The organism is Streptosporangium sp. NPDC000509 (genome assembly GCF_042898365.1).
Classification (GTDB): domain Bacteria; phylum Actinomycetota; class Actinomycetes; order Streptosporangiales; family Streptosporangiaceae; genus Streptosporangium.
In genome coordinates, this window is record NZ_JBIAYX010000003.1 from 346,558 (window position 1) to 366,605 (window position 20,048).

Sequence of the window (20,048 nt, forward strand, 5' to 3'; positions counted from 1 at the left end):
AACCTACGCGGGCCGTCCACTGACGTGGATCCTTAAGTCATCAAGCCATGCGGCTTGACGACGACCGGCGGTCTTCGGCGTTGACAGCTTACGCGCTGACGCCACGAATGCCAACTCGGCGCCACCTCAGCGCGGTAAGCCGGAAAAACACGCTTTTGCCCCCTCCCGGCGTCGTCCCCGGAGCCTGCCCCGCTACGGGGCCGAGAACAGCCCGGGAGGAGTCCTCCCCGGCAAAGGGGCACGGAAAAGGCTCACGCCCCCGGCCGGTGGGCCGAGGGCGTGGACTTCCGGGAAACGTCAGTTTCCGCCGCGGTGCTCGGGCAGGTCACCCACCTGGTCGGCGGGCGGGGCCGTGATCTCCACGGGCTCGTTGAACCCCTTGAAGAGCGCCGTCAGGTTGAACGACGCGTCCTTCTCGGAGCCGCTGAGCGTGACCTTGCGGGGCAGGCTCTGGGCGTCGGCCCAGAGGTCGAACTTCACGTCCTTGGCCTGCGAGAGCTGCTCCTGAAGCTTCTCACGCTTGGCCGGGTCGATCAGCTGGGCGGCCTCGGCGACCGGGAAGGTGCCGCTGTAGTGGGTCGTGTCGACCCCGCCGACCGTCTCGGTGCCGACCGCCTTGACGTCCTTGGACGCGGTCAGCAGCTTCACGGTGCCCGCCAGGTCGAACTGCTGCGCCTGGTCCATGAACTTCCTGATCTCGGACTGCCCCTTGGCGTCGAGCTCGCTGAGCGACACCTTGGTCCACGGCTTGCTGGTGCCGGCGACCCTGTTGATGAGCTCGGACTTCACGTAGACCGTGTCACCCGACAGGATGGCCCGTGCCCCGCCGGGCACGTTCTGCCCGCCGAAGGTGATCGTGTCGAGCCTGATGTCCGTCGCCAGCTGGGGCTTGCTCTGGTAGAGCATGCTGCCCTGGACCTTGCCCGCCCCCTTCTCCCCACCGGTGGCGTCGAGAACCACGTCCGCGGAGTAGGAGGTGACCTCCTCGGCCTTCTGAGCACTCTGCTGCACCGCGTCCGCCGCGGCGAGTTTGACGTTTCCGAGGGAGCCGGTGCCCTGCGCACCGCATCCCGCGACCGCGATGAGCGCGGCCGCTCCCAGTGCGACTGTGGGAGCCAATCGGCGCATTTTCGTCTCCACCCTTTCGTTCCCCCGGTGATCCATGACAACGACACTACGCGTCGGCAAAGCCGGGCGCGTCGTCCGGGAGAACGAAGAAAGGCCTCAACCGAATGGCCATTCGGTTGAGGCCTTCCTCAGAAGACGTCTGCTATCAGGCTGCTATCAGGCGTCGAGCTCGGCGGTCAGCGCCCGCGTCTGGTTGGGGTCGACCTGGATGCCGGGGCCCATCGACGTGGAGAAGACGACCTTCTTGACGTAGCGTCCCTTCGCCGCGGACGGCTTGAGACGCAGCACCTCTTCGAGGGCGGCGGCGTAGTTCTCGATGAGCTGGCGCTCGCCGAAGGACACCTTGCCGATGATGAAGTGCAGGTTCGCGTGCCGGTCGACACGGAACTCGATCTTGCCGCCCTTGATGTCGGTGACGGCCTTGCCGACGGCCGGGGTCACGGTGCCGGTCTTGGGGTTCGGCATCAGGCCACGGGGGCCGAGCACGCGGCCCAGACGACCGACCTTGCCCATGAGGTCCGGGGTGGCGACGACGGCGTCGAAGTCGAGGCGGCCCTTGGCGACCTCGTCGATCAGCTCGTCGGCACCGACGATGTCGGCGCCCGCGGCGCGGGCCTCCTCGGCACGGTCACCGGTCGCGAAGACCAGGACCCGGGCGGTCTTGCCGGTGCCGTGCGGGAGGTTGACGGTGCCGCGGACCATCTGGTCGGCCTTGCGAGGGTCGACGCCCAGCCGCAGGGCCACCTCGACGGTGGCGTCGAACTTGGCGACGTTGGTGTCCTTGGCCAGCTTGGCCGCCTGCGCCGGGGTGTACAGGGTCTCGCGGTCGACCTGCGCCGCCGCGGCGCGGAATCCCTTGCTGCGCTTCATGTGATCACTCCTGTGGATCCGAGTGTTCGTGGTGCGGGCCAGCGCCTGGCCCCTCCACTTACTTCGAAATTTTCCTGCCGGACGTCGCTCGTGCTCCGCCCGTTGTTCGGCCCCTCGGCGGTCGCGCGGATCATGCTCTCGCGCTCGTGCCCGCGGGGCCCGGTCAGCCGTTTCGGCTAGTCGGTGATCGTGATGCCCATCGACCGGGCGGTGCCGGCGATGATCTTCTCGGCCGCCGCGATGTCGTTGGCGTTGAGGTCCTGCATCTTGGTCTCGGCGATCTGGCGCAGCTGCTCCTTGGTGAGCTTGCCCACCTTGTCCTTCTGCGGGACGGCCGAACCCTTGGCGACACCGGCGGCCTTCTTGATCAGCTCAGGCGCCGGGGGCGTCTTCGTGATGAAGGTGAAGGTGCGGTCCTCGTAGATGGTGATCTCAACGGGGATGATGTTGCCGCGCTGGGCCTCGGTGGCAGCGTTGTACTGCTTCACGAATTCCATGATGTTGACGCCGTGCGGACCGAGGGCGGTACCGACCGGCGGCGCGGGCGTGGCCTGGCCAGCGGGGAGCTGGACCTTGACCAAGGCGGCGAGCTTCTTCTTAGGAGGCATGCTTCTCTCCGGGTCCTTGCTTCTCTGAACGATGTTCCTGCCGGCCCCGCGCAGGCGGGGCCCACTCCGGCGGCTGAATTTCGACCGGAGTGAAGAAGGAACCATCCCCGCGACCGCGGGGCAGACTGGTGAAGTCTACGCGACCGGTTTAGATTTTCGAGACCTGGTTGAACGAGAGCTCGACCGGGGTCTCACGACCGAAGATCGACACGAGCACCTTGAGCTTCTGCGACTCGGCGCTGATCTCGCTCACCGTGGCGGGCAGCGTGGCGAACGGGCCGTCCATGACGGTGACGGACTCGCCGACCTCGAAGTCGACCGTCGCGGCGGAGGCCTTCGCGGTGGACTTCTTCACCTCTTCCGAGGGCTCCGGCGCGAGCAGCTTGGCGACCTCTTCGAGGCTCAGCGGGCTTGGCTTGTTGGAGAGGCCCACGAAACCGGTCACACCGGGGGTGTTACGCACCGCGGACCAGGACTCGTCGGTGAGCTCCATCCGGACCAGGACGTATCCGGGCAGCACCCGCTCCTTGACCAGCTGGCGCTTGCCGCTCTTGATCTCGGTCACGTGGTGGGTGGGCACCTCGACCTGGAAGATGTAGTCCTCCATGTTGAGGGACTGCGTGCGGGTCTCGATGTTCGACTTCACGCGGTTCTCGTAACCGGCGTAGGAGTGGATGACGTACCACTCGCCGAACAGGCTCCGCAGGTGCCGCTTGAACTCCTCGACCGGGTCGACGTCGGGAAGGACGTCACCGTCCTCGTCGACGGCGCCGACCGGGGCCTGCTCGGCCTCACCCTCGGCGTCGGTGTCGGTCTCGGCGTCGACATCCCGCCCGTCGGACTCGTCAAGCGAATCCTCGGTGACGTCGACGGCCTTCTCCAGCTCGTCCTCGCGCTCTTCGCGGGGCTCGCCGGCCGACTGTGCAGACTCGGACACGGTGCTCTATCTCTTTTCTTCGATGGCTTGTGGACTCATCGGCGAGGCTATCCGCCCGCCGGAGACCGCGGCTCAGGCTCCGCCGAAGATTCTCAGCACGCCCTCGGTGAACAGCGCGTCCAAAGCCGACACGATCCCGACCATGATCAGAACGAAGACCAGGACGATGATGGTGTACGAAATAAGGTCTTTGCGCGTAGGCCAGATGACCTTACGCAGCTCGGCGACTACCTGCCGGTAGAAAAGGGCGGGAGAAGTGCGCTTGGTCTTCTTCTCACCGCTCGGCTTGTCTGCGGTTTCGCCGCGCGTGTCGATCGCCACAGTCCTCACCTGAATCCATCGAGTCCAACGCACATAAGCGGCGCGCTGGACGCCTGATGCGCGGACCGCTCCTAGCAGGGCACGAGGGACTCGAACCCCCAACCGCCGGTTTTGGAGACCGGTGCGCTACCAATTGCGCTAGTGCCCTAAGACATGAACCACCATACATCGGTTGGACCGAAGTTTGTCCGTGGCTCACGGTCTTGACCGCCGGTTCACGCATACGGCGGAAAGACCATGCCGGAGTCTACGGGTGAATGGCCACCACGTCGAACCGGAGGACGCCGACGGGCGATCGTCCAGCTCAGAAGCCGTCGCCGATGCTCAGGCGGCTCCCGGGACGACGTCCGCATGGTGGATACGCGGCGGAAACATCGGCACAGGTCTGTAACCATGGAGGTATGACCCGTCCTCGCATCTCAGCGCGCATCTCCGCGATCTCCGAGTCCGCCACGCTCGCCGTGGACGCCAAGGCCAAGGCAATGAAGGCGGCGGGCCGCCCGGTCATCGGCTTCGGCGCCGGTGAGCCGGACTTCGCGACCCCCGGCTACATCGTCGAGGCGGCCGTCGAGGCGTGCAGGAACCCCAGGTTCCACAAGTACACCCCGGCCGGCGGCCTTCCCGAACTGAAGCAGGCCGTCGCCGACAAGACGCTCCGCGACTCCGGCTACCGGGTGGACGCGGCCCAGGTCCTGATCACCAACGGTGGCAAGCAGGCCGTCTACGAGGCGTTCGCCACCCTGCTCGACCCGGGTGACGAGGTCCTGGTCGTGGCCCCGTACTGGACGACCTACCCCGAGGCGATCAAGCTCGCCGGCGGCGTCCAGGTCGACGTGGTGACCGACGAGACCACCGGCTACCTGGCGAGCGTGGAGCAGCTGGAGGCGGCGCGCACCGACCGCACCAAGGTCCTGCTCTTCGTCTCCCCGTCCAACCCGACCGGCGCGGTGTACACCCCCGAGCAGGTCGCGGAGATCGGCCGCTGGGCCGCCGAGCACGATCTGTGGGTCGTCACGGACGAGATCTACGAGCACCTCACGTACGGCGACGCGACGTTCGCGAGCATCGCCACCGTGGTCCCTGAGCTGGGCGACAAGGTGGTGGTCCTGAACGGCGTCGCCAAGACCTACGCGATGACCGGCTGGCGCGTGGGCTGGCTGATCGGTCCCAAGGACGTCGTCAAGGCCGCCGCCAACCTGCAGTCGCACGCCACCTCCAACGTCTCCAACGTCGCCCAGGCCGCCGCGCTGGCCGCCGTCACCGGCGACCTGTCGGCGGTGGCGGAGATGCGCACCGCCTTCGACCGGCGCCGCCGGACCATCGTCAGGATGCTCAACGAGATCCCGGGCGTGGTCTGCCCCGAGCCGCTGGGCGCGTTCTACGCCTATCCCTCGGTCAAGGCGCTCCTGGGCAAGGAGTTCGGCGGCAGGCGCCCGGCGACCTCCGCCGAGCTGGCCGAGATCGTCCTGGAGGAGGCCGAGGTGGCGGTCGTCCCCGGTGAGGCCTTCGGCACCCCGGGATACTTCCGCCTGTCCTACGCGCTCGGCGACGACGACCTCGTCGAGGGTGTGAGCCGCCTCGCCAAGTTCCTCGGCCAGGCGGGCTGAACGCGACGGCCTGGCCGCCCGGCACGCCCAGGTCCCCGGCAGGGCCCGCCGATCAGGACGGCCTCCCTGCCGGGCCCGCCGAGCGTGACCGGTTCCCCGCCGGGCGCGGGGTTTCCCGCGGGGACCGCCGATCAGGACGGCTCGCCCACCGGTCGAACACGCCCTCCGTACGCGCCGGGCGGGGCTCAGTCCCGCAGGGCGTAGGCCACGGCGGCCTCGATGTGGGCGGCCGAGCCCTCGTCGAAGGCCCGCGCGTAGGCGGTCTCGCCGATCAGGCACGTGGCGCGGGCACCGGCGGCCTCGCGGAGCGCGGCCATGGTGTGGGCCCCGGTGCCGGGGGGCCCGAAGGTGGTCCGGATACGTTGCGCGGCCCCCAGGAGCCAGGCCGCGCGTCCGCCGTCGCCCTCGGTGGCGGCGATCCTGGCGAGCTGGTCGATGGCGAGAGCGCTGCCGACCGTGTCCCGCAGCCGTCGTTTGACCTCCAGGGAGGCCCTGGCCGCCGCTGAGGCCTCCACGAGGTCACCCCGGCCGAAAAGGGCGAGGGAGAGGACGTAGTCGTCCATGGCGCGCTGTGACAGCTCCCCTCGCGCCTCGTGGCCCGGACGCGCCTCGCGCAGGATCCTCACCGCCTCGTCGAAGTCGCCGCGAAAGGTGGCGGCCAGGGCGAGGAAGGAGGGCAGGAAGAACGTTCCCGGCGAGGTGGGGCCCAGCCCGCCGGCCACGCGCAGCGCGTACGCCCGCGCGTCCTTTCGATCCAGGTCTCCGGTGAACAGGCGGGTTTGCGCGAGGGCGAGAAGGGCGTGTGCCTCGGCGTCGCCGTCACCGTACCGCTGGGCGTTCTCGACGGCCTCCTCCGCCCGGTCGCGCGCCAGGGACATGTCGCCCTGGATGAGCGCGAGATGGGCGACGACCCAGAGCGGCCTGGACCTCGCCCTGTCGGGGGCGGGGACGGCGGACAGGGCGCGGTCGAGATAGTGGCGGCCCTCCCTGACGAACCCCAGCCGGCACCAGAGCACCCACAGGGCTCCTGCCAGCTCCAGAGCGCCGCGGTGGTCGCCCGCGCCGAGACAGCGGTCGAGGGCCGCGCGGATGTCGGGCAGTTCCCGGTGCGCCCAGCAGGTCCATTCGAGCTGGCGCGGGCCGTACCATTCGGCGCCCATGCGCCGGGCGGTGGACAGGTAGTGATCGCGATGCCTGCGGATCATCAGGGCGCCTTCGCCCAGCTCGTCGAGCCAGTCGCGCCCGTAGTCCCTGATGGTGTCGAGCAGGCGGTAGCGGTCACCCACGCGGGCGACGACGGATTTGGCCACGAGCGCGGCGAGTGCGCCGGGGACGTCGGGCAGGCGCTCGTCCTCGCACACGCCACGCGCCGCCTCGGCGTCGAACGCCGCGGGAAAAACCGACAGGCGGGCCCAGAGCAGACGTTCGGCGGGGGTGCACAGCTCGTGGCTCCAGCCGGCGGCGGTGCGGAGCGTGTGGTGGCGGACGGGGAGTCCCTCGCCGTCGGTCAGCGGCTTGAAGTGGACGTCGAGCTGGTCGGCGAGCTGGGTCGCCGACAGGCCGCGCATCTGGCTGGCGGCCAGCTCGATGGCGAGCGGCATGCCGTCGAGCCTGCGGCAGAGCCTGGCGACGGCCATCATGGCCCGCTCGTCCGTACGGAATCCGGGGGCCACGGCCCTGGCGCGGTCGAGGAAGAGGCTCGGCGCGTCGTGGTCCGCGAGGTCGGCGGTCTCGGGCGGGGGGACGGGGAAGGGGTCGACGAGCATGACGACCTCCAGCGGCAGGCCGAGCTCCTGGCGGCTGGTCACGATGATCTGAACGTCGGGCGCGCCGGTCAGGAGGGCCACGACCAGGGCGGCGCAGGAGTCGACCAGGTGCTCGCAGGTGTCGAGGACGATGAGGAGCCGCCGGTCGGTGAGATGCTCGACGAGGGAGTCCAGGGCGGGACGTTCGGCCGGGGTGCGCAGGCCGAAAAGTCCGGCGACGCCGTGGATGAGCAGGTCGCCGTCGGTCTCGGCGGAGAGCTCTGCCACCCAGACGCCGTCGGGGTAGTCGTCACGGACGTTCCTCGCGGCCCGCAGGGCCAGACGCGTCTTGCCGACGCCCCCGGGGCCACGCAGGGTGAGCAGGCGTGTCCGGGTGAGGAGTTTCGCGATCTCGTCGAGCTCGGTGGTGCGGCCGACGAAACTGTTCATCTCGGCCGGCAGGTTGCCGCAGCGCGTCAAGAAAGCTCCCCCTGGAGTGCGTGTTCCACGGCGTCGCGCAGGCTGATCGAACTTCCCCGTGCCTCCAGCCGCTCGAACTCCGTCCTGCCCATGCGCCCGCGCAGCCTCAGCTCGGCCGCGCGCAGCTGCGTCGCGATCACGGGTGAACGGCTGGGCGGCACGTCGGCGCTCCGCCACGCGGCGCGGGAGGCTCCGAACATGGTGGCGGCGAAGGTGTCGTCGGAGCACGCCTCGGCGATCACGACGAACACCTCCAGTGCCTCCATCAGGGAGATGCTGTCGCCGAACAGGCGGGCCCCGCGCAGGGAGCCGCAGGCGGAGTCGAGCGCGGAGACGGTGTTGCCCAGGGAGTGCTCGGCCTGGGCCAGGAGGAGGTCCAGGCGGATGAGGGTCCAGTAGTCGCCGCAGGACTCGCAGAGCTCGCGTCCCTCGCGCAGGACGGAGACGGCCTGCTCATGGTGGTCGGCGAGCATCATCGCGGTGGCGACCACGGTGTAGGTGGGCAGGAAGCCCGGGAAGACGTTGCCGGTGGAGCGGTGGCGCACCCTGGCGTGCTTGATGAGCCTCAGGGCCTCGACCACATCGCCCTTGACCACGGCCAGGTGGGCCTGGAACTGGCTGACGTAGGCCGTGGCGTAGCCGTCGGCGTCCTCGGCGGCGCATTCGGTGAGGATGCGTTCGGCGCGTTCGAGGTCGCCGCGCTGGATCGAGACCCAGGCGTGCACCCAGAGCGCCTTGACCCGTTCGGGGCTGGGGGTGTGATCGAGGTCGAGGCCGCGCTGGAGGAGGTCGTCACCGGGTGCCTGCATGCCGCAGCACGCCCACAGGAACCACAGGTTGCCGACGAGGTCGAGTCCTCTTCGGTATTCCGGTGGCCGGGAGTAGCAGTATTCGATGGCGCCGCGCATGTTGCCGCATTCGAGGACCAGCCTGCGGTACCACTCGAGCTGGCGGCCCTGCCAGCTCATCTCGGCGCGGGCGGACAGGGCGAGGAAGTGGTCGCGGTGGCGGCGCTGGATCTCGTCGGTCTCGCCGAGCCGGTCGAGCCAGACCACCCCGAACTCGCGGACGGTGTTGAGCAGGCGATAGCGGACCCCGCCCTCGCCCTCCTCGCGGACGAGGACCGATTTGTCGAGCAGGCCGAGCAGCCCGTCGAGGACGTCCTTGGCCGCGAGGGCACCGCCGGCGCAGACCTCCTCGGCGGCCTCGATGTCGAAGGTGCCCGCGAAGACCGAGGCCCGCGCCCACAGCAGGCGTTCCTGCGGGGTACAGAGTTCGTGGCTCCAGCCGAGGGCGACGCGCATGGAGCTGTGCCGCCGGGGAGCGGCGGCCCGCGCGGGCGGGGCGGCGCCGAATCCGGCGGCGTGGATCTCGCGTTCGGCCGCGGGGACCGTACGGCCTTCGAGGGACGCGGCGAGCTCGTCCGGCGAGGTGACGTGACCGTCGAAGGCGGTGATCCCCGCGGTGGAGATCGGGCGGCCGTCGAGGGTGGCGGCGAGCACGTCGAGGGTGCCGAGACCGCCGGGGGTGCCCTCGGCCACGGCGAGCCGGATCGCGAGCGGCAGGTTGTCGAGGCGCTTGCAGAGCTCGGCCGGATCCGTGCCGCCGAACCTGCCACCGGCGAGGGCGGTGATCAGCTGGACGGCGTCGGCGTCCGGCAGGCCGCCGACCGGGTAAAGGTGCTCGCCGGGCAGGCCGAGCCGCTGTCTGCTGGTGGTCAGGACACGCAGTCCCTCGACCGAGCGCAGCAGCAGGCCGACCAGGATGCCCGTCGCGCCGACGACGCGGTCACAGGTGTCGAGGACGAGCAGGGTCCGGCGCGTGAGGAACTCGTCCACCAGGGCCCGCAGCGTGGGGGTGCCCGGCCCGCGGCGGGCGCCGATCGCGTCCGCGAGCGTCTCGGTCAGGGAGTCGAGGTCGGCGGGCGCCTCCGACAGCTCCACGATGTGGACGCCGCCGGGGAACGCGGGTTCGAGGGTGCGGGCGAGCCGCAGGGCGAGACAGGTCTTCCCGACCCCCGCGGGGCCGGTCAACGTGACGTGCCGGACCCTTTCGAGCAGTGCGGATACGTCTGCGAGTTCTGTCTCCCTGCCGACGAAGACATCCGCTTCCATGGCAGCCCCAGCGTCCTGACAATGTGTGCCTCCACGGTCGCACGGCGACATGGTCCGCTGAAAGCCCGTTTCCTAAATTTCCTCGATATAACGGGGGATGGGATATGGGCGGGTGTGCCGTGCCCCCGCAACGCCTGCCCGAAATAACACATAAAACCCTATAAATAACCAATCGGAAAAAGTCGCGGGAAATGTCGGGAAAGGCGAGCGGGGTTCCGGCCCTGTTCAGCGGGCCTGCCCGCACGCGCGGCGCCCATGACGATCTCGACGGCGAGGCTCCCGTGCTCCGTCCACACGAGCGTGAGCGTACCCGGCCCACCGCCCGCGTCGAGCTCACCGCCCTCCCCCGGGCCTCCGCGCGGCGATCTTCCCCTCCCCGGGACGTGAACGGACCTTCAGATCGCGCCAAAAACATCGGGGTCGTCGATCGGCGCCCCCGAAGGTACGGCACCATATTGAAATGCCACGTCCCCTCAGCGAACTGCCCAAGGCGCACCTGCACCTGCACTTCACCGGCTCCATGCGGCACTCGACCCTCGTCGAGCTCGCCCGCGAGCACGGGTTACACCTTCCCGACGCGCTCGAGGAGGACTGGCCGCCCCGGCTGCGCGCGACCGACGAGCGAGGCTGGTTCCGCTTCCAGCGGCTGTACGACATCGCGCGCTCGGTGCTGCAGCGGGAGAGCGACGTCTACCGGCTGCTGCGCGAGGCCGCCGAGGACGAGGCCGCCGAGGGATCGGGCTGGCTGGAGATCCAGATCGACCCGTCGGGGTACGCGTCGAAGTTCGGCGGTCTCACCTCGGCGATGGAGCTGATGCTCGACGCGACCCGCAGGGCGGCGGACCACGCGGGGATAGGGATCGCCGTCGTGGTGGCGGCGAACCGTACCCGCCACCCTCTCGACGCCAAGACCCTCGCCCGCCTCGCCACGCACCACATGGACGAGGGCGTGGTCGGGTTCGGGCTCTCCAACGACGAGCGACGCGGCCGGGCCCGCGACTTCGACGGAGCCTTCCGGCTGGCCAAGCGCGCCGGGCTGCTCGCCGTACCGCACGGCGGGGAACTGCTGGGCGCGGCCAGCGTGGCCGAGTGCGTCGACGTGCTGGACGCCGACCGGGTCGGGCACGGGGTGCGGGCGGCCGAGTCGCCGAGGCTCATGGAGCGCCTCGCGGCCCGGGAGATCACGTGCGAGGTCTGCCCGACGTCCAACGTCGGCCTCGGGGTGGCCGAGCGCGCCGAGGACGTACCGCTGCGGCGCCTGTTCGAGGCGGGGGTGCCGATCGCGCTGGGCGCCGACGACCCGCTGCTGTTCGGTGCCAGGCTGCTGCCCCAGTACGAGCTCGCCAGGCAGGTGTACGGCTTCTCCGACCCGGAGCTGGCCGAGCTGGCCCGCCAGTCGGTGCGGGCTTCGGCGGCCCCGGACGACGTGCGCAAGAAGCTCCTCCAGGGGATCGACGACTGGCTGGCGTCATCGGGCTGAACGGACGCGCCTCCCCCTCCGACGCATCCGGCCGACGCCGGAGAGCCTCCCGCTCGGACACACCCCGCCGCCGCCGGAGAACCGAGCGGGCGAGCACCCGCCCGGCCGACGTCAACGAGCCGAACGGGCGGACTCCCGACGTACCACGCACCCCGTCGGCCACCGGCACACCCCCGACCGGCGTCAGCGGACCGAGCGGGCGATCTCCTGCGCGCGGCCGAGCTCCCCGACGCCCTCCAGGCGCAGGCCGACCCGCCCTCGCTGCCAGATGAGGGTGGGGCCCGCCGGACGGGGACGGACCTCGGCCTCCCCTCCGCTCCTGGGCAGGTAGGTCAGGCCGTGGTGGGCCGGGATCCACTGTGCCTTCACCGCACCCACACCGACGTCCTCCGGCCAGGGCGGGCCCAGTTCCTTTCTGAAGACGAGGTGGAGGCTGCCGTCGTACTCGTCCAGCCTGAGGCCGGGCCAGAACAGCGACACCACCCGGCCTCCGTCGCTCACCCTCACCTCGGCGGGATCGCCGAGCACGGCCGGGACGGAAACGGGGAACGCCACCTGCTCCCTCGCCTGTTCCAGGGTGACCCGGCGCTCACCGGGCAGCGGCTGAGGCACCCCGGACGGCAGCGGCCCGGGGCCGCCGATCCTGAGCTCGACCCCCGCGAAGCGCAGGATCTCCGCGACCGCGGCCCTTCCCGCGGGTGTCGCCCCCAGGAGGAGGGCCACGAGGATCGCGACGGCGGCGACCACCGCCCGCCGCCGTACCCGCCCGCCGTCTCGCAGCGCCTCCCACGCGCGCCTGAGCACGCGGGGACCTCCGGGAACGGCGGGCGCCTCGGGGGTTCGCGTCTCGGGAACAGGGCTTCCGGGGACGGCGGGTGCCTCGGGATCGGGACTCTCGGGAACAGGGCTTCCAGGAGCGGCGGGCGCCTCGGGATCGGGCGTCCCGGAGTCCGGTGCCGACGCGGCGGGGGCGAGTTGTGATCGGAGCCGGGCTCGTACGGCCCGCGCGACATCGTCCGGGGGCGGGGAGGGGACGTCGATGGACTCCCCGAGGGCGAGGAGCCGGGCTTCGAGGTCGTCAGGTGAGGTCACGGGCCACCTCCTCACGCAGACGGGCCAGGCCGCGGGAGGTCCGCGACTTGACGGTACCGACGGGAAGATCGAGCACCTGGGCGGTCTCGGCCTCCGACAGCTGTAGGAAGTACCGGCAGACCACGGTCTCGCGTTCCCGTTCGGGCAGCGTACGCACCGCGTCGAGGAGCCGCGCCCTCAGGTCGGTCGCGACCGCCGCCTCCTCGGGGCCCTCGCCCGGCGGGGGAACGACCTCGGTGAGCCGCACGGTCAGCCTGTCGCGGCGTCCACGGGAGCGGGTCAGGTTGTGCGTCTCGTTGGCCACGATCCGCAGCAGCCAGGGGCGGAAGTGCGCGTCCCTGCGAAAGGAGGCGAGATGACGGTACGCCTTGACGAACGCCTCCTGGACCACGTCCTCGGCCTCGTCGGCGGCGCCGAGCATGGCCGCGGTGCGGTGCGCGAGCACGCTGTAACGGGCGACCAGCACCTCGTAGGCGTCCAGGTCACCGGCGAGCGATCGGGTGATCGCCTCATCGTCGTCCGTCGGGGGCTCCTTCGCGAATGTTGGGAGAGATTCCACCGCATCCGAGCCCTTCGCGAAAGCCCTCTTCTCTTCGTGAAGCCTCGCACTCGTGGGCGAGACCGTGATCCCGTCCGCCGGGGTGCTCCCTTTGGATTCGGAGGACGGGGCCGAGAGTGGCCTCTTCGGATTCGGAGGACATCCGGAGGGCACGACGGCCGACAGAGGCGGAAGGCACCGGGGCGAGGGCCTCTCGCAGGACCTTTCAGCGGGCCTTTCAGAGGAGCTCTCGGAGGACCTTGCTGTGCAGGGCATAGGCGACGGCCTCCTCCGGGTCGGCCTGGTAACCCTCGGCGAAGACCGCGTCGTAGGTCTCGTCTCCGAGCAGTTGCCTGGCCGTCCGCTCGGCGACGGTCCTCGGCTCGGACATGCCCTCGGAGCCGAAACCCTGGAGCCCGAAGGTGGCCCACAGCCGTACCCCCGCTCCCTGGAGCCTCGCCGTACGCCGGCCGTCGCCCTCGACCGCGGCGATCACCGCGAGCTGGTCGACCGCGAGCGCCACGCCGGTGGCGTCGCGCAGGCGCCACTTGACGTCGAGCGACTGCCGGGCGGCCTCCGCGGCCTCGTCCACCCGTCCAAGACCCAGCTGCGCGATGGACAGGACGTAGTCGCCACAGGCGCGGGCCCAGCGCTCGCCGCGCGCGTCGCAGAGCCGCTGCGCCTCCTTGAGCACGGAGACGGCCCTGGCGAACTCTCCACGCCAGGTGACCGCCGTCGCCGCGGTCACCAGGGCGAGGGGTTCGCTCACGGTGGCGGTCTCGGCACGGCGGAAGTACTCGCGGACGAGCTCGACGCGGGGCTCGACGTCCTCCAGGGCGCCGGCGCACAGGGAGCTGCTGGCCAGCCTGAGCTGAGCGTGCCCGGCCGCCGCGTAGTCGCCCCAGTCGAGGGCCGCCGACAGCGCCGCCTCCGCGCGACGACGGCCCACCTCCGGCTCGCCCTGGGCGATGGCCACGCAGCCGTCGGCCCACAGGAGCCTGGGCAGCCCGGGATCGGTGACGGGGGCCGCCTCGATCGCCCTCGCCATGTGGTAGCGGCCCTCGTTCAGCCGTCCCAGGCAGAACCAGAGGATCCAGAGCGTTCCCGCGAGTTCGACGGAGGTCGGGGAGGCGGGGTCGAGGGCGAGGCGGAGGTCGGACATGGAGAAGGCGAGCCTCGCCGCCCACTCCTCCTGCCCGGGGCCGTACCAGTCGGCCTCGGCCCTGCGCGCCAGGTCGAGGCAGTGGTAGCGGTGCCGCCGCGTCAGCCGGGCCTCCTCACCGAGCAGGGCGAGCCGTTCCCTGCCGTACTCCCGCACCGTGGAGGGCTGCCGGTAGCCTCCGGGCACGGGGACCAGGAGGAACCTCCGCTCCAGGCTCTCCAGCAGGTCCGGTACGCCGCTCAGCGCGTCGTCGCCGCACACCCACTCGGCGGCGGCCGCGTCGAAGTCTCCCGCGAAGACCGAGAGCCGCGCCCAGAGCAGGCGTTCCCGCGGGTCGCAAAGCTCGTGGCTCCAGCTGATCGCCGCGCGCACGATTCGGTGGCGGGGGGCCGGTGTCCTGCCGTGGGGGATCTCGAAGTGGTCCTCCAGGTGATCGGCGAGCCGCTCCACCGGCAGGGATCCCAGCCCTCCGGCGGCCAGCTCGACGGCGAGCGGCACGCCGTCCAGCCGCCGGCAGATCCTGGCCGCGGCCGCCACACCGGCCTCGGTCGTCTCCAGGCCGTGAACCACGCTCCTGGCCCGGTCGAGAAAGAGCCGCAACGCGTCGTCCGCCCCCGCGCCTTCCGAGACGGCGCCTTCCGGCCATCGGACGGGAGGCCCCGGGGCGGGTGTCTCGAAGGGCCCGACGGGAAGCAGCGCCTCCTGGGGAAGCCCGAGAGGCCGACGAGAGGTGGTGACGATCCGTACGCCGGGCGCCCCCGCCAGGATCTCCCTGACGAGGGCGCGGCAGGCGGGCAGGAGATGCTCGCAGGCGTCGAGGATCAGCAGGAGTCTCCTGCTGGCGAGGAACTCGACGAGCGTCTCGGCCTGTGACCGCGCGGACCGCTCGGGAAGGCCCAGGACCGCCGCGACCGTGTGGGCGAGCAGATCGCCGTCGCGCTCGCCGGAGAGCTCCACCAGCCAGGTGCCGTCCGGGTGGTGTTCCTCCCGCTCCCGCGCGGCCCTGACCGCGATTCGTGATTTGCCGATGCCGCCGACACCGGTGACCGTGACCAGCGGAGTGTCGGCCAGGAGTTTCAGCAGCCGCCGCACCTCGCCTTCCCTGCCGATGAGGTCGTTCGTCTCCGCGGGCAGGTTCCCGCGCCACCACCGGGTCTGTTCCATTGATTCGCGCTCCTTTCTCCACTCACCGGGAATCGCACCGTTTCCACATCACGAACGGGTCGGCCGCCCATTTCCCAGGAGGGTTTCTTTGTCCTGCGGTGCAAATCTCACCGCCGGGTCGAGGTCGAACTTCCCCCGTTCGACGTGAAGCGCGGAAATGCTGGTGCTTTATGGCTGATTCGGCGGAGCCGGTAATCGAGGTGAGGCCGGGCCCGCCGTCCGCCGCCGGCGGTGCCGATCCTCGTCGCGAAAGATCGCTCGTCACGGGGCCGCGACGCCGGCCGTGAAGCGTTTAAGGGGTCGCCGCGGGGGAAGCGCCACTAGACTCTGGCTGTCCCTGGCCGTGGCCTCGCCCCGGCCTTTCCGTAAGCGAGCTGGACGGAACCGCATGTCTGGGTATGACCGCGTAGTGCAACCCGCGGCCGGTGACGAGGCCCTGGAGAACCACCTGGGTGGGGACGAGGCCAAGAACTACCGGCAGTACGAGCTCGACATGGTCGCCCCGCACGTGGGCCGGTCCATGCTGGAGATCGGCTCCGGGCTTGGCCACTTCGCCGAGTCCTTCCTGCCCCGCCTCGACCGGCTGGTGGTCAGCGATTTCGACCCATACTGCGTGGAGCAGCTGCGGAAGCGTTTCGAGGGCCGCGACGACATCGACGTGCTCCAGTTCGGCCTGCCGACCGAGATCCCGATCGGTGAGAAGGTCGACACCGTCGTGATGATGAACGTCCTGGAGCACATCGAGGACGACGTCGAGGCTCTGCGCTCGCTCGCCAAGGTCACCCTCCCCGGCGGCCGGATCGTGATCTGGGTGCCCGGCTACATGCAGCTGTACGGAGACTTCGACCGCAAGGTCGGCCACGTCACCCGCTACACCCCCGCCACCCTGCGCAGCACGGTCTCCAAGGCGGGCCTGGACATCGACGTGCTCAAGCCGATCAACTTCCTGGGCGGCATCGCCTGGTGGGCCGCCGTCCGCCGCGGCGGCGTCGGTTACCCCGACCCCCGCCTGGTCAAGATCTACGACCGTACCGTGGTGCCCCTCACCCGCTTCATCGAGCGCTTCGTCCGCCCGCCGTTCGGGCAGACCGTCTTCTGCGTCGCCCGCGTTCCCAAGTAACCTCCTGCTCGAACAGCCCGCGTCATCCCGTGCGGTGCCGCCCCGGACTTCCGGGGCGGCACCGCACGCGGTTTTTAACGGGTTGCACGCCTCGGCGACAGCACCGTATGTTCGTCCACATGTGGATCAACTCCTAAGAGCCGGCGTCGATCAGCCTTCGCTGATCCGCCCGCACTCAGCCCTCCGGCCCCGTTCGTCCGACGTGGCAGCTGAGTTGTCCGACCCGGGATCGCGCCGCGTCGTCACATTCTTCGAGGAGTCCTCATATGCGAATTCATCCTGCCCACAAGTCCGCCCAGAAGCGTGGCGGGAAGTCCAGGACCACCAAAACCCCCAAGCCGCGCACCCCGCTCCCCGAGCACGTCGTGCCCGCGGCTCCGCGGCACATGCCGATGCCTCCGATGCCGACGAGGCCGACCCGGCAGCCGCGCCGGATCCCGGGCAAGGGTGGTCGCTGACCCGCGGGTCCTTTTCGGGAAAAGCCCCGGTCCCGGGAGGTCTCCCTCCCGGGACCGGGGCTTTCCCGGATCTCATTGGGCGCCCCACGGACGCCCCCTCGGTGAATCAGGTCGTCACAGACGCTCGATGATCGTGACGTTGGCCTGGCCGCCGCCCTCGCACATCGTCTGCAGCCCGTACCGGCCGCCGGTCCGCTCCAGTTCGTGCAGGAGCTTGGTCATCAGGATCGCGCCGGTGCCGCCCAGCGGGTGGCCCAGGGCGATGGCGCCGCCGTTCGGGTTCACCTTGGCCGGGTCGGCGCCCAGGTCGTTGATCCACGCCAGCGGGACGGGGGCGAACGCCTCGTTGATCTCGGTGACGTCGATGTCATCGATGGACAGGCCGGCCTTCTTCAGCGCCTTCCGCGTCGCGGGGATCGGCGCGGTCAGCATGTAGACCGGGTCGTCGCCGGTGAGTGCGAGGGTGACGATGCGCGCCCTGGGGGTGAGGCCGTGGTCGCGGACGGCCTGCTCGGAGGCGATCAGGAGCGCTCCCGAGCCGTCGGAGATCTGCGAGGAGGTGGCGGCCGTGATCACGCCGTCCTCCTTCAGCGTCTTCAGCGACGCCATCTTCTCCAGCGTGGTGTCCGGGCGCGGGCCCTCGTCGTCCTCGACACCGTTGATCGGGGCGATCTGGTCCTTGAAATAACCGTTCGCGACGGCCTTCGAGGCCCGCTGGTGGCTCTCGTACGCGAACCGCTCCAGCTCTTCGCGCTTGAGGCCCCATTTCTGGCACATGAGCTCCGCGCCGCGGAACTGGGAGATCTCCTGCTTGCCGTAGCGCTCCACCCATTTGTCCCCGAAGGGGAAGGGCATGCCCTTCTCCAGCGCGGCGGTGATGCTCGACCCCATGGGGACGATGCTCATGGATTCCACCCCGGCCGCCACGACGAGGTCCTGGGTGCCGGAGAGCACGCCCTGTGCCGCGAAGTGGATCGACTGCTGGGAGGAGCCGCACTGCCGGTCGATGGTCACACCGGCGACGTTCTCCGGGAGGCCCGCCGACAGCCACGCGTTACGCGCGATGTCCATGCTCTGCGGGCCGAACTGCATGACACAGCCCATGATCACGTCTTCGACCGCGGACGGGTCGACGCCCGTACGCTCGATGAGCGCGCCGAGGGTGTGCGCGGCCAGATCGGTGGGATGGACGGTGGACAGACCGCCCTTCTTCTTGCCGACGGGGGTGCGGACCGCCCCGACGATGTACGCCTCTGCCACAGTGCCTCCTGCTCGCGAACCCGAGCCGCCTACGAAACCGAGCAACATTCGGTTGATAGGAGGTTACAACAGAACCTTCGTCCGTGCCCTGAACGGGAGCCGCCCGCGCGACAGCGAGGCCGATCGCACCTTTCGACACCTGGGCAGGGGGCCGTTCAGGCTCTCCTGCTGCTCGTCATGGTCGCGTAGGCGATGACGTTGTCGGTGTAGTGACCGGTCGAGCGGTTATAGGTGCCGCCGCACGTGATCAGGTGCAGCTGAGGGGTCGACGACCGGCCGTACACCCGCTCCGTCGGGAACACCGACTTCTCCGCCTGTTCCAGCCCGCCCACGGTGTAGACGGCGATGATCCCGTCCTTGCGGTGCACCTCGATGACGTCGCCGTTGCGGATCTCGTCGAGGCGGCTGAACACCGCGCTTCCCGCGCGCGTGTCCTTGTGCCCGAGCATCACCGCGGGACCCGCCTCACCGGGGGTGGGCCCCGAGCGGTACCAGCCGACCAGGTTCGGATCGCCGACCGGTGGCACCTCGATGGCGCCCGCCTTGTCGAGCCCGACAGACTTCACCGGCGCGTTCACCCCGAGCCGCGGGATGACGAGGCGCACCGGGGACGAGGGCTGCATGGCCGGGGCCGCGGGCAGGCTGGGCAGGGGCGGCGGCAAGGTCGGTGCCGCCTGGAAGTAGGGGTTCGCCGGCGCCGCGGCCAGGTCGCGGGGCGGCAGCGTGGTGCGCTGGTCGGCCAGGCCGTACTCCTCGGGCGCGGCCAGCATGTAGAGCAGGCCCACCAGTACCGTGACCACCCCGGCGATCCCGGCGAGGATGAGCACCGACCGCATCATCCGCCCGCCGGCGAGAGGCTCCTGTCCGGGCGGCCATCCCTCGTACGGCGAGCCGTACGGAGGGGGGCCGGACTGCGGGTACGGCGGCTGGACGGGAGGAACCGGCCGGTAGTGGGGAACCGGGCCCTGGGAATGCCCGGAGGGCGGCCAGCCGCCCGGAGGTCCCGGAGGTGGGGTGGTCATCCGGCCACCCCGATCAGCCGCGACCGACGGTGCGACGGCGCAGCACGAGCCCGCCGATCCCGGCGAGCGCCACCATCAGCGCACCGCTGAACATGATCATCCGAGCGTCGGGGCCGGCGTCGCCGCCGCCGCCGGTGGAGGCGGCGCCCTTGGGAGTCTCGTCGATCTGTTCGTCGGGATCGGGGGACGGCTTGGCGGTCTGGGTCCGGGTGACGGTGAGCGTCGGCCTGGGGGTCGTCGGGGTGGCCGACGGGGTCGCCGACGGCGAGGGGGTCGCCGACGGACTCGCCGAAGGGCTGGCGGACGGGCTGGGAGTGCCCGTTCCCACGGTCACCCGCAGCGCGGCGGCGGTCGCCTGGGCGGGGTCGGGAAGGGTGCAGTCGAGCAGTTCGACCTCGTCCGCGGCGCCCGTCCCGGCGCCGGTCTTGAGGAGCAGGGTGAACGCGCCGGGCTCGAAGGCGACGACACCCGTCGCGAGGGGGGTCACCGTGACGAGGACGGGGGGCGCGGTGACCGCCTGCCCCGCGACGGGGGGAGCGGCGGTGACCAGGATCTGGCGGAGTTCGCTGGGGCTCGCCAGAACTCCGCTGGGAGTCGCATTGATCTGCACCTCGGCGTCGGCGACGAGGCTCGCGCCCGCCGGGGCGGGCGCGGACGGGGTGAGGGTGGGAATCGTGGCCGGCTGACCGATCTTCCAGGTCGCCACGAGGGGGGCGTTCGTCACCGCCGACGTCGGACCGGTCAGATCCATCTGGAACGTGTACGTCGCCGACGGCGACACCGCGCCGGCGAGCGTGCAGGTGTAGGCGACCGGTTTGGGAGCGGCGTACATGGAGGCGAGTGCGGGGAACGCACCGAAGACGCCCGCGCCCACCGTAGCGATCACGGCTGTCTTGGCCGCGACACGCAGCCGCGTCCTGGACTTCAGCACGGTTTCTCCCC

General features: G+C 70.6%; 17 protein-coding genes and 1 tRNA gene. 4 read left to right on the plus strand and 14 right to left on the minus strand.

Going from position 1 to position 20,048, the window contains the following annotated elements; all coding sequences use genetic code 11:
• Positions 1–297: 297 nt before the first annotated feature.
• From ACFY3D_RS07805 to ACFY3D_RS07830, 6 genes are all read right to left on the minus strand, one after another.
• Positions 298–1,128: an LppX_LprAFG lipoprotein gene (locus ACFY3D_RS07805; RefSeq protein WP_350943255.1), complete on the minus strand. Its 831-nt coding sequence runs from the start codon at positions 1,126–1,128 to the stop codon at positions 298–300.
• Between the two features lie 156 nt (positions 1,129–1,284).
• Complete coding sequence (gene rplA, locus ACFY3D_RS07810; RefSeq protein WP_350943254.1) at positions 1,285–1,998, minus strand: 50S ribosomal protein L1; 714 nt, start codon at positions 1,996–1,998, stop codon at positions 1,285–1,287.
• A gap of 176 nt (positions 1,999–2,174) precedes the next feature.
• Entirely contained in the window at positions 2,175–2,606 is a 432-nt protein-coding gene (gene rplK, locus ACFY3D_RS07815; protein WP_350943253.1) for a 50S ribosomal protein L11, read from the minus strand.
• Between the two features lie 148 nt (positions 2,607–2,754).
• Positions 2,755–3,543: a transcription termination/antitermination protein NusG gene (gene nusG, locus ACFY3D_RS07820; protein WP_350943252.1), complete on the minus strand. Its 789-nt coding sequence runs from the start codon at positions 3,541–3,543 to the stop codon at positions 2,755–2,757.
• Positions 3,544–3,615: 72 nt separating this feature from the next.
• Positions 3,616–3,864 (minus strand): preprotein translocase subunit SecE, encoded by a 249-nt coding sequence (secE, locus tag ACFY3D_RS07825; protein WP_329089906.1) that lies wholly within the window; start codon positions 3,862–3,864, stop codon positions 3,616–3,618.
• A 75-nt stretch (positions 3,865–3,939) separates the two neighbouring features.
• Positions 3,940–4,012: transfer RNA gene (locus ACFY3D_RS07830), tRNA-Trp, on the minus strand.
• A 253-nt stretch (positions 4,013–4,265) separates the two neighbouring features.
• On the opposite strand from ACFY3D_RS07830, the gene ACFY3D_RS07835 reads away from it, so the two are divergent.
• Entirely contained in the window at positions 4,266–5,471 is a 1,206-nt protein-coding gene (locus tag ACFY3D_RS07835) for a pyridoxal phosphate-dependent aminotransferase (RefSeq protein WP_389976204.1), read from the plus strand.
• Positions 5,472–5,656: 185 nt separating this feature from the next.
• Here the strand turns inward: ACFY3D_RS07835 and ACFY3D_RS07840 are convergent, their stop codons facing one another.
• Positions 5,657–7,666: an ATP-binding protein gene (locus ACFY3D_RS07840; RefSeq protein WP_389976207.1), complete on the minus strand. Its 2,010-nt coding sequence runs from the start codon at positions 7,664–7,666 to the stop codon at positions 5,657–5,659.
• Between the two features lie 26 nt (positions 7,667–7,692).
• The gene (locus ACFY3D_RS07845) at positions 7,693–9,810 is read right to left on the minus strand and encodes an ATP-binding protein (RefSeq protein WP_389976211.1); all 2,118 of its coding nucleotides are present in this window, start codon (positions 9,808–9,810) and stop codon (positions 7,693–7,695) included.
• A gap of 460 nt (positions 9,811–10,270) precedes the next feature.
• On the opposite strand from ACFY3D_RS07845, the gene ACFY3D_RS07850 reads away from it, so the two are divergent.
• Entirely contained in the window at positions 10,271–11,290 is a 1,020-nt protein-coding gene (locus ACFY3D_RS07850) for an adenosine deaminase (protein WP_389976214.1), read from the plus strand.
• A 183-nt stretch (positions 11,291–11,473) separates the two neighbouring features.
• Here ACFY3D_RS07850 and ACFY3D_RS07855 read toward each other — a convergent pair whose 3' ends face one another.
• The 3 genes from ACFY3D_RS07855 to ACFY3D_RS07865 form a co-directional block, all read right to left on the minus strand.
• Positions 11,474–12,382 carry a hypothetical protein gene (locus ACFY3D_RS07855; RefSeq protein ID WP_389976217.1) on the minus strand — a complete coding sequence of 303 codons (909 nt, stop codon included), beginning with the start codon at positions 12,380–12,382 and terminating at the stop codon, positions 11,474–11,476.
• On the minus strand, positions 12,369–12,941 hold the full coding sequence (locus ACFY3D_RS07860; protein WP_362920312.1) for a sigma-70 family RNA polymerase sigma factor: 573 nt from the start codon (positions 12,939–12,941) through the stop codon (positions 12,369–12,371). Before ACFY3D_RS07860 ends, ACFY3D_RS07855 begins: the two co-directional genes overlap by 14 nt.
• A gap of 217 nt (positions 12,942–13,158) precedes the next feature.
• Entirely contained in the window at positions 13,159–15,246 is a 2,088-nt protein-coding gene (locus ACFY3D_RS07865; RefSeq protein ID WP_389976220.1) for an ATP-binding protein, read from the minus strand.
• Between the two features lie 388 nt (positions 15,247–15,634).
• Here ACFY3D_RS07865 and ACFY3D_RS07870 point away from each other — a divergent pair, with 388 nt between their 5' ends.
• Together ACFY3D_RS07870 and ACFY3D_RS07875 are read left to right on the plus strand one after the other, a co-directional pair.
• Positions 15,635–16,366: a methyltransferase gene (locus ACFY3D_RS07870; protein WP_350943242.1), complete on the plus strand. Its 732-nt coding sequence runs from the start codon at positions 15,635–15,637 to the stop codon at positions 16,364–16,366.
• Positions 16,367–16,632: 266 nt separating this feature from the next.
• Complete coding sequence (locus ACFY3D_RS07875) at positions 16,633–16,824, plus strand: hypothetical protein (RefSeq protein ID WP_362895952.1); 192 nt, start codon at positions 16,633–16,635, stop codon at positions 16,822–16,824.
• 114 nt (positions 16,825–16,938) lie between these two features.
• Here ACFY3D_RS07875 and ACFY3D_RS07880 read toward each other — a convergent pair whose 3' ends face one another.
• From ACFY3D_RS07880 to ACFY3D_RS07890, 3 genes are all read right to left on the minus strand, one after another.
• Complete coding sequence (locus ACFY3D_RS07880; protein WP_389976224.1) at positions 16,939–18,084, minus strand: acetyl-CoA C-acetyltransferase; 1,146 nt, start codon at positions 18,082–18,084, stop codon at positions 16,939–16,941.
• Positions 18,085–18,239: 155 nt separating this feature from the next.
• A complete protein-coding gene (locus tag ACFY3D_RS07885) occupies positions 18,240–19,106 on the minus strand; it encodes a class F sortase (protein ID WP_389976227.1) in 867 nt (288 codons plus the stop codon).
• Positions 19,107–19,119: 13 nt separating this feature from the next.
• The gene (locus tag ACFY3D_RS07890; protein ID WP_389976230.1) at positions 19,120–20,037 is read right to left on the minus strand and encodes a hypothetical protein; all 918 of its coding nucleotides are present in this window, start codon (positions 20,035–20,037) and stop codon (positions 19,120–19,122) included.
• Positions 20,038–20,048: the final 11 nt, after the last annotated feature.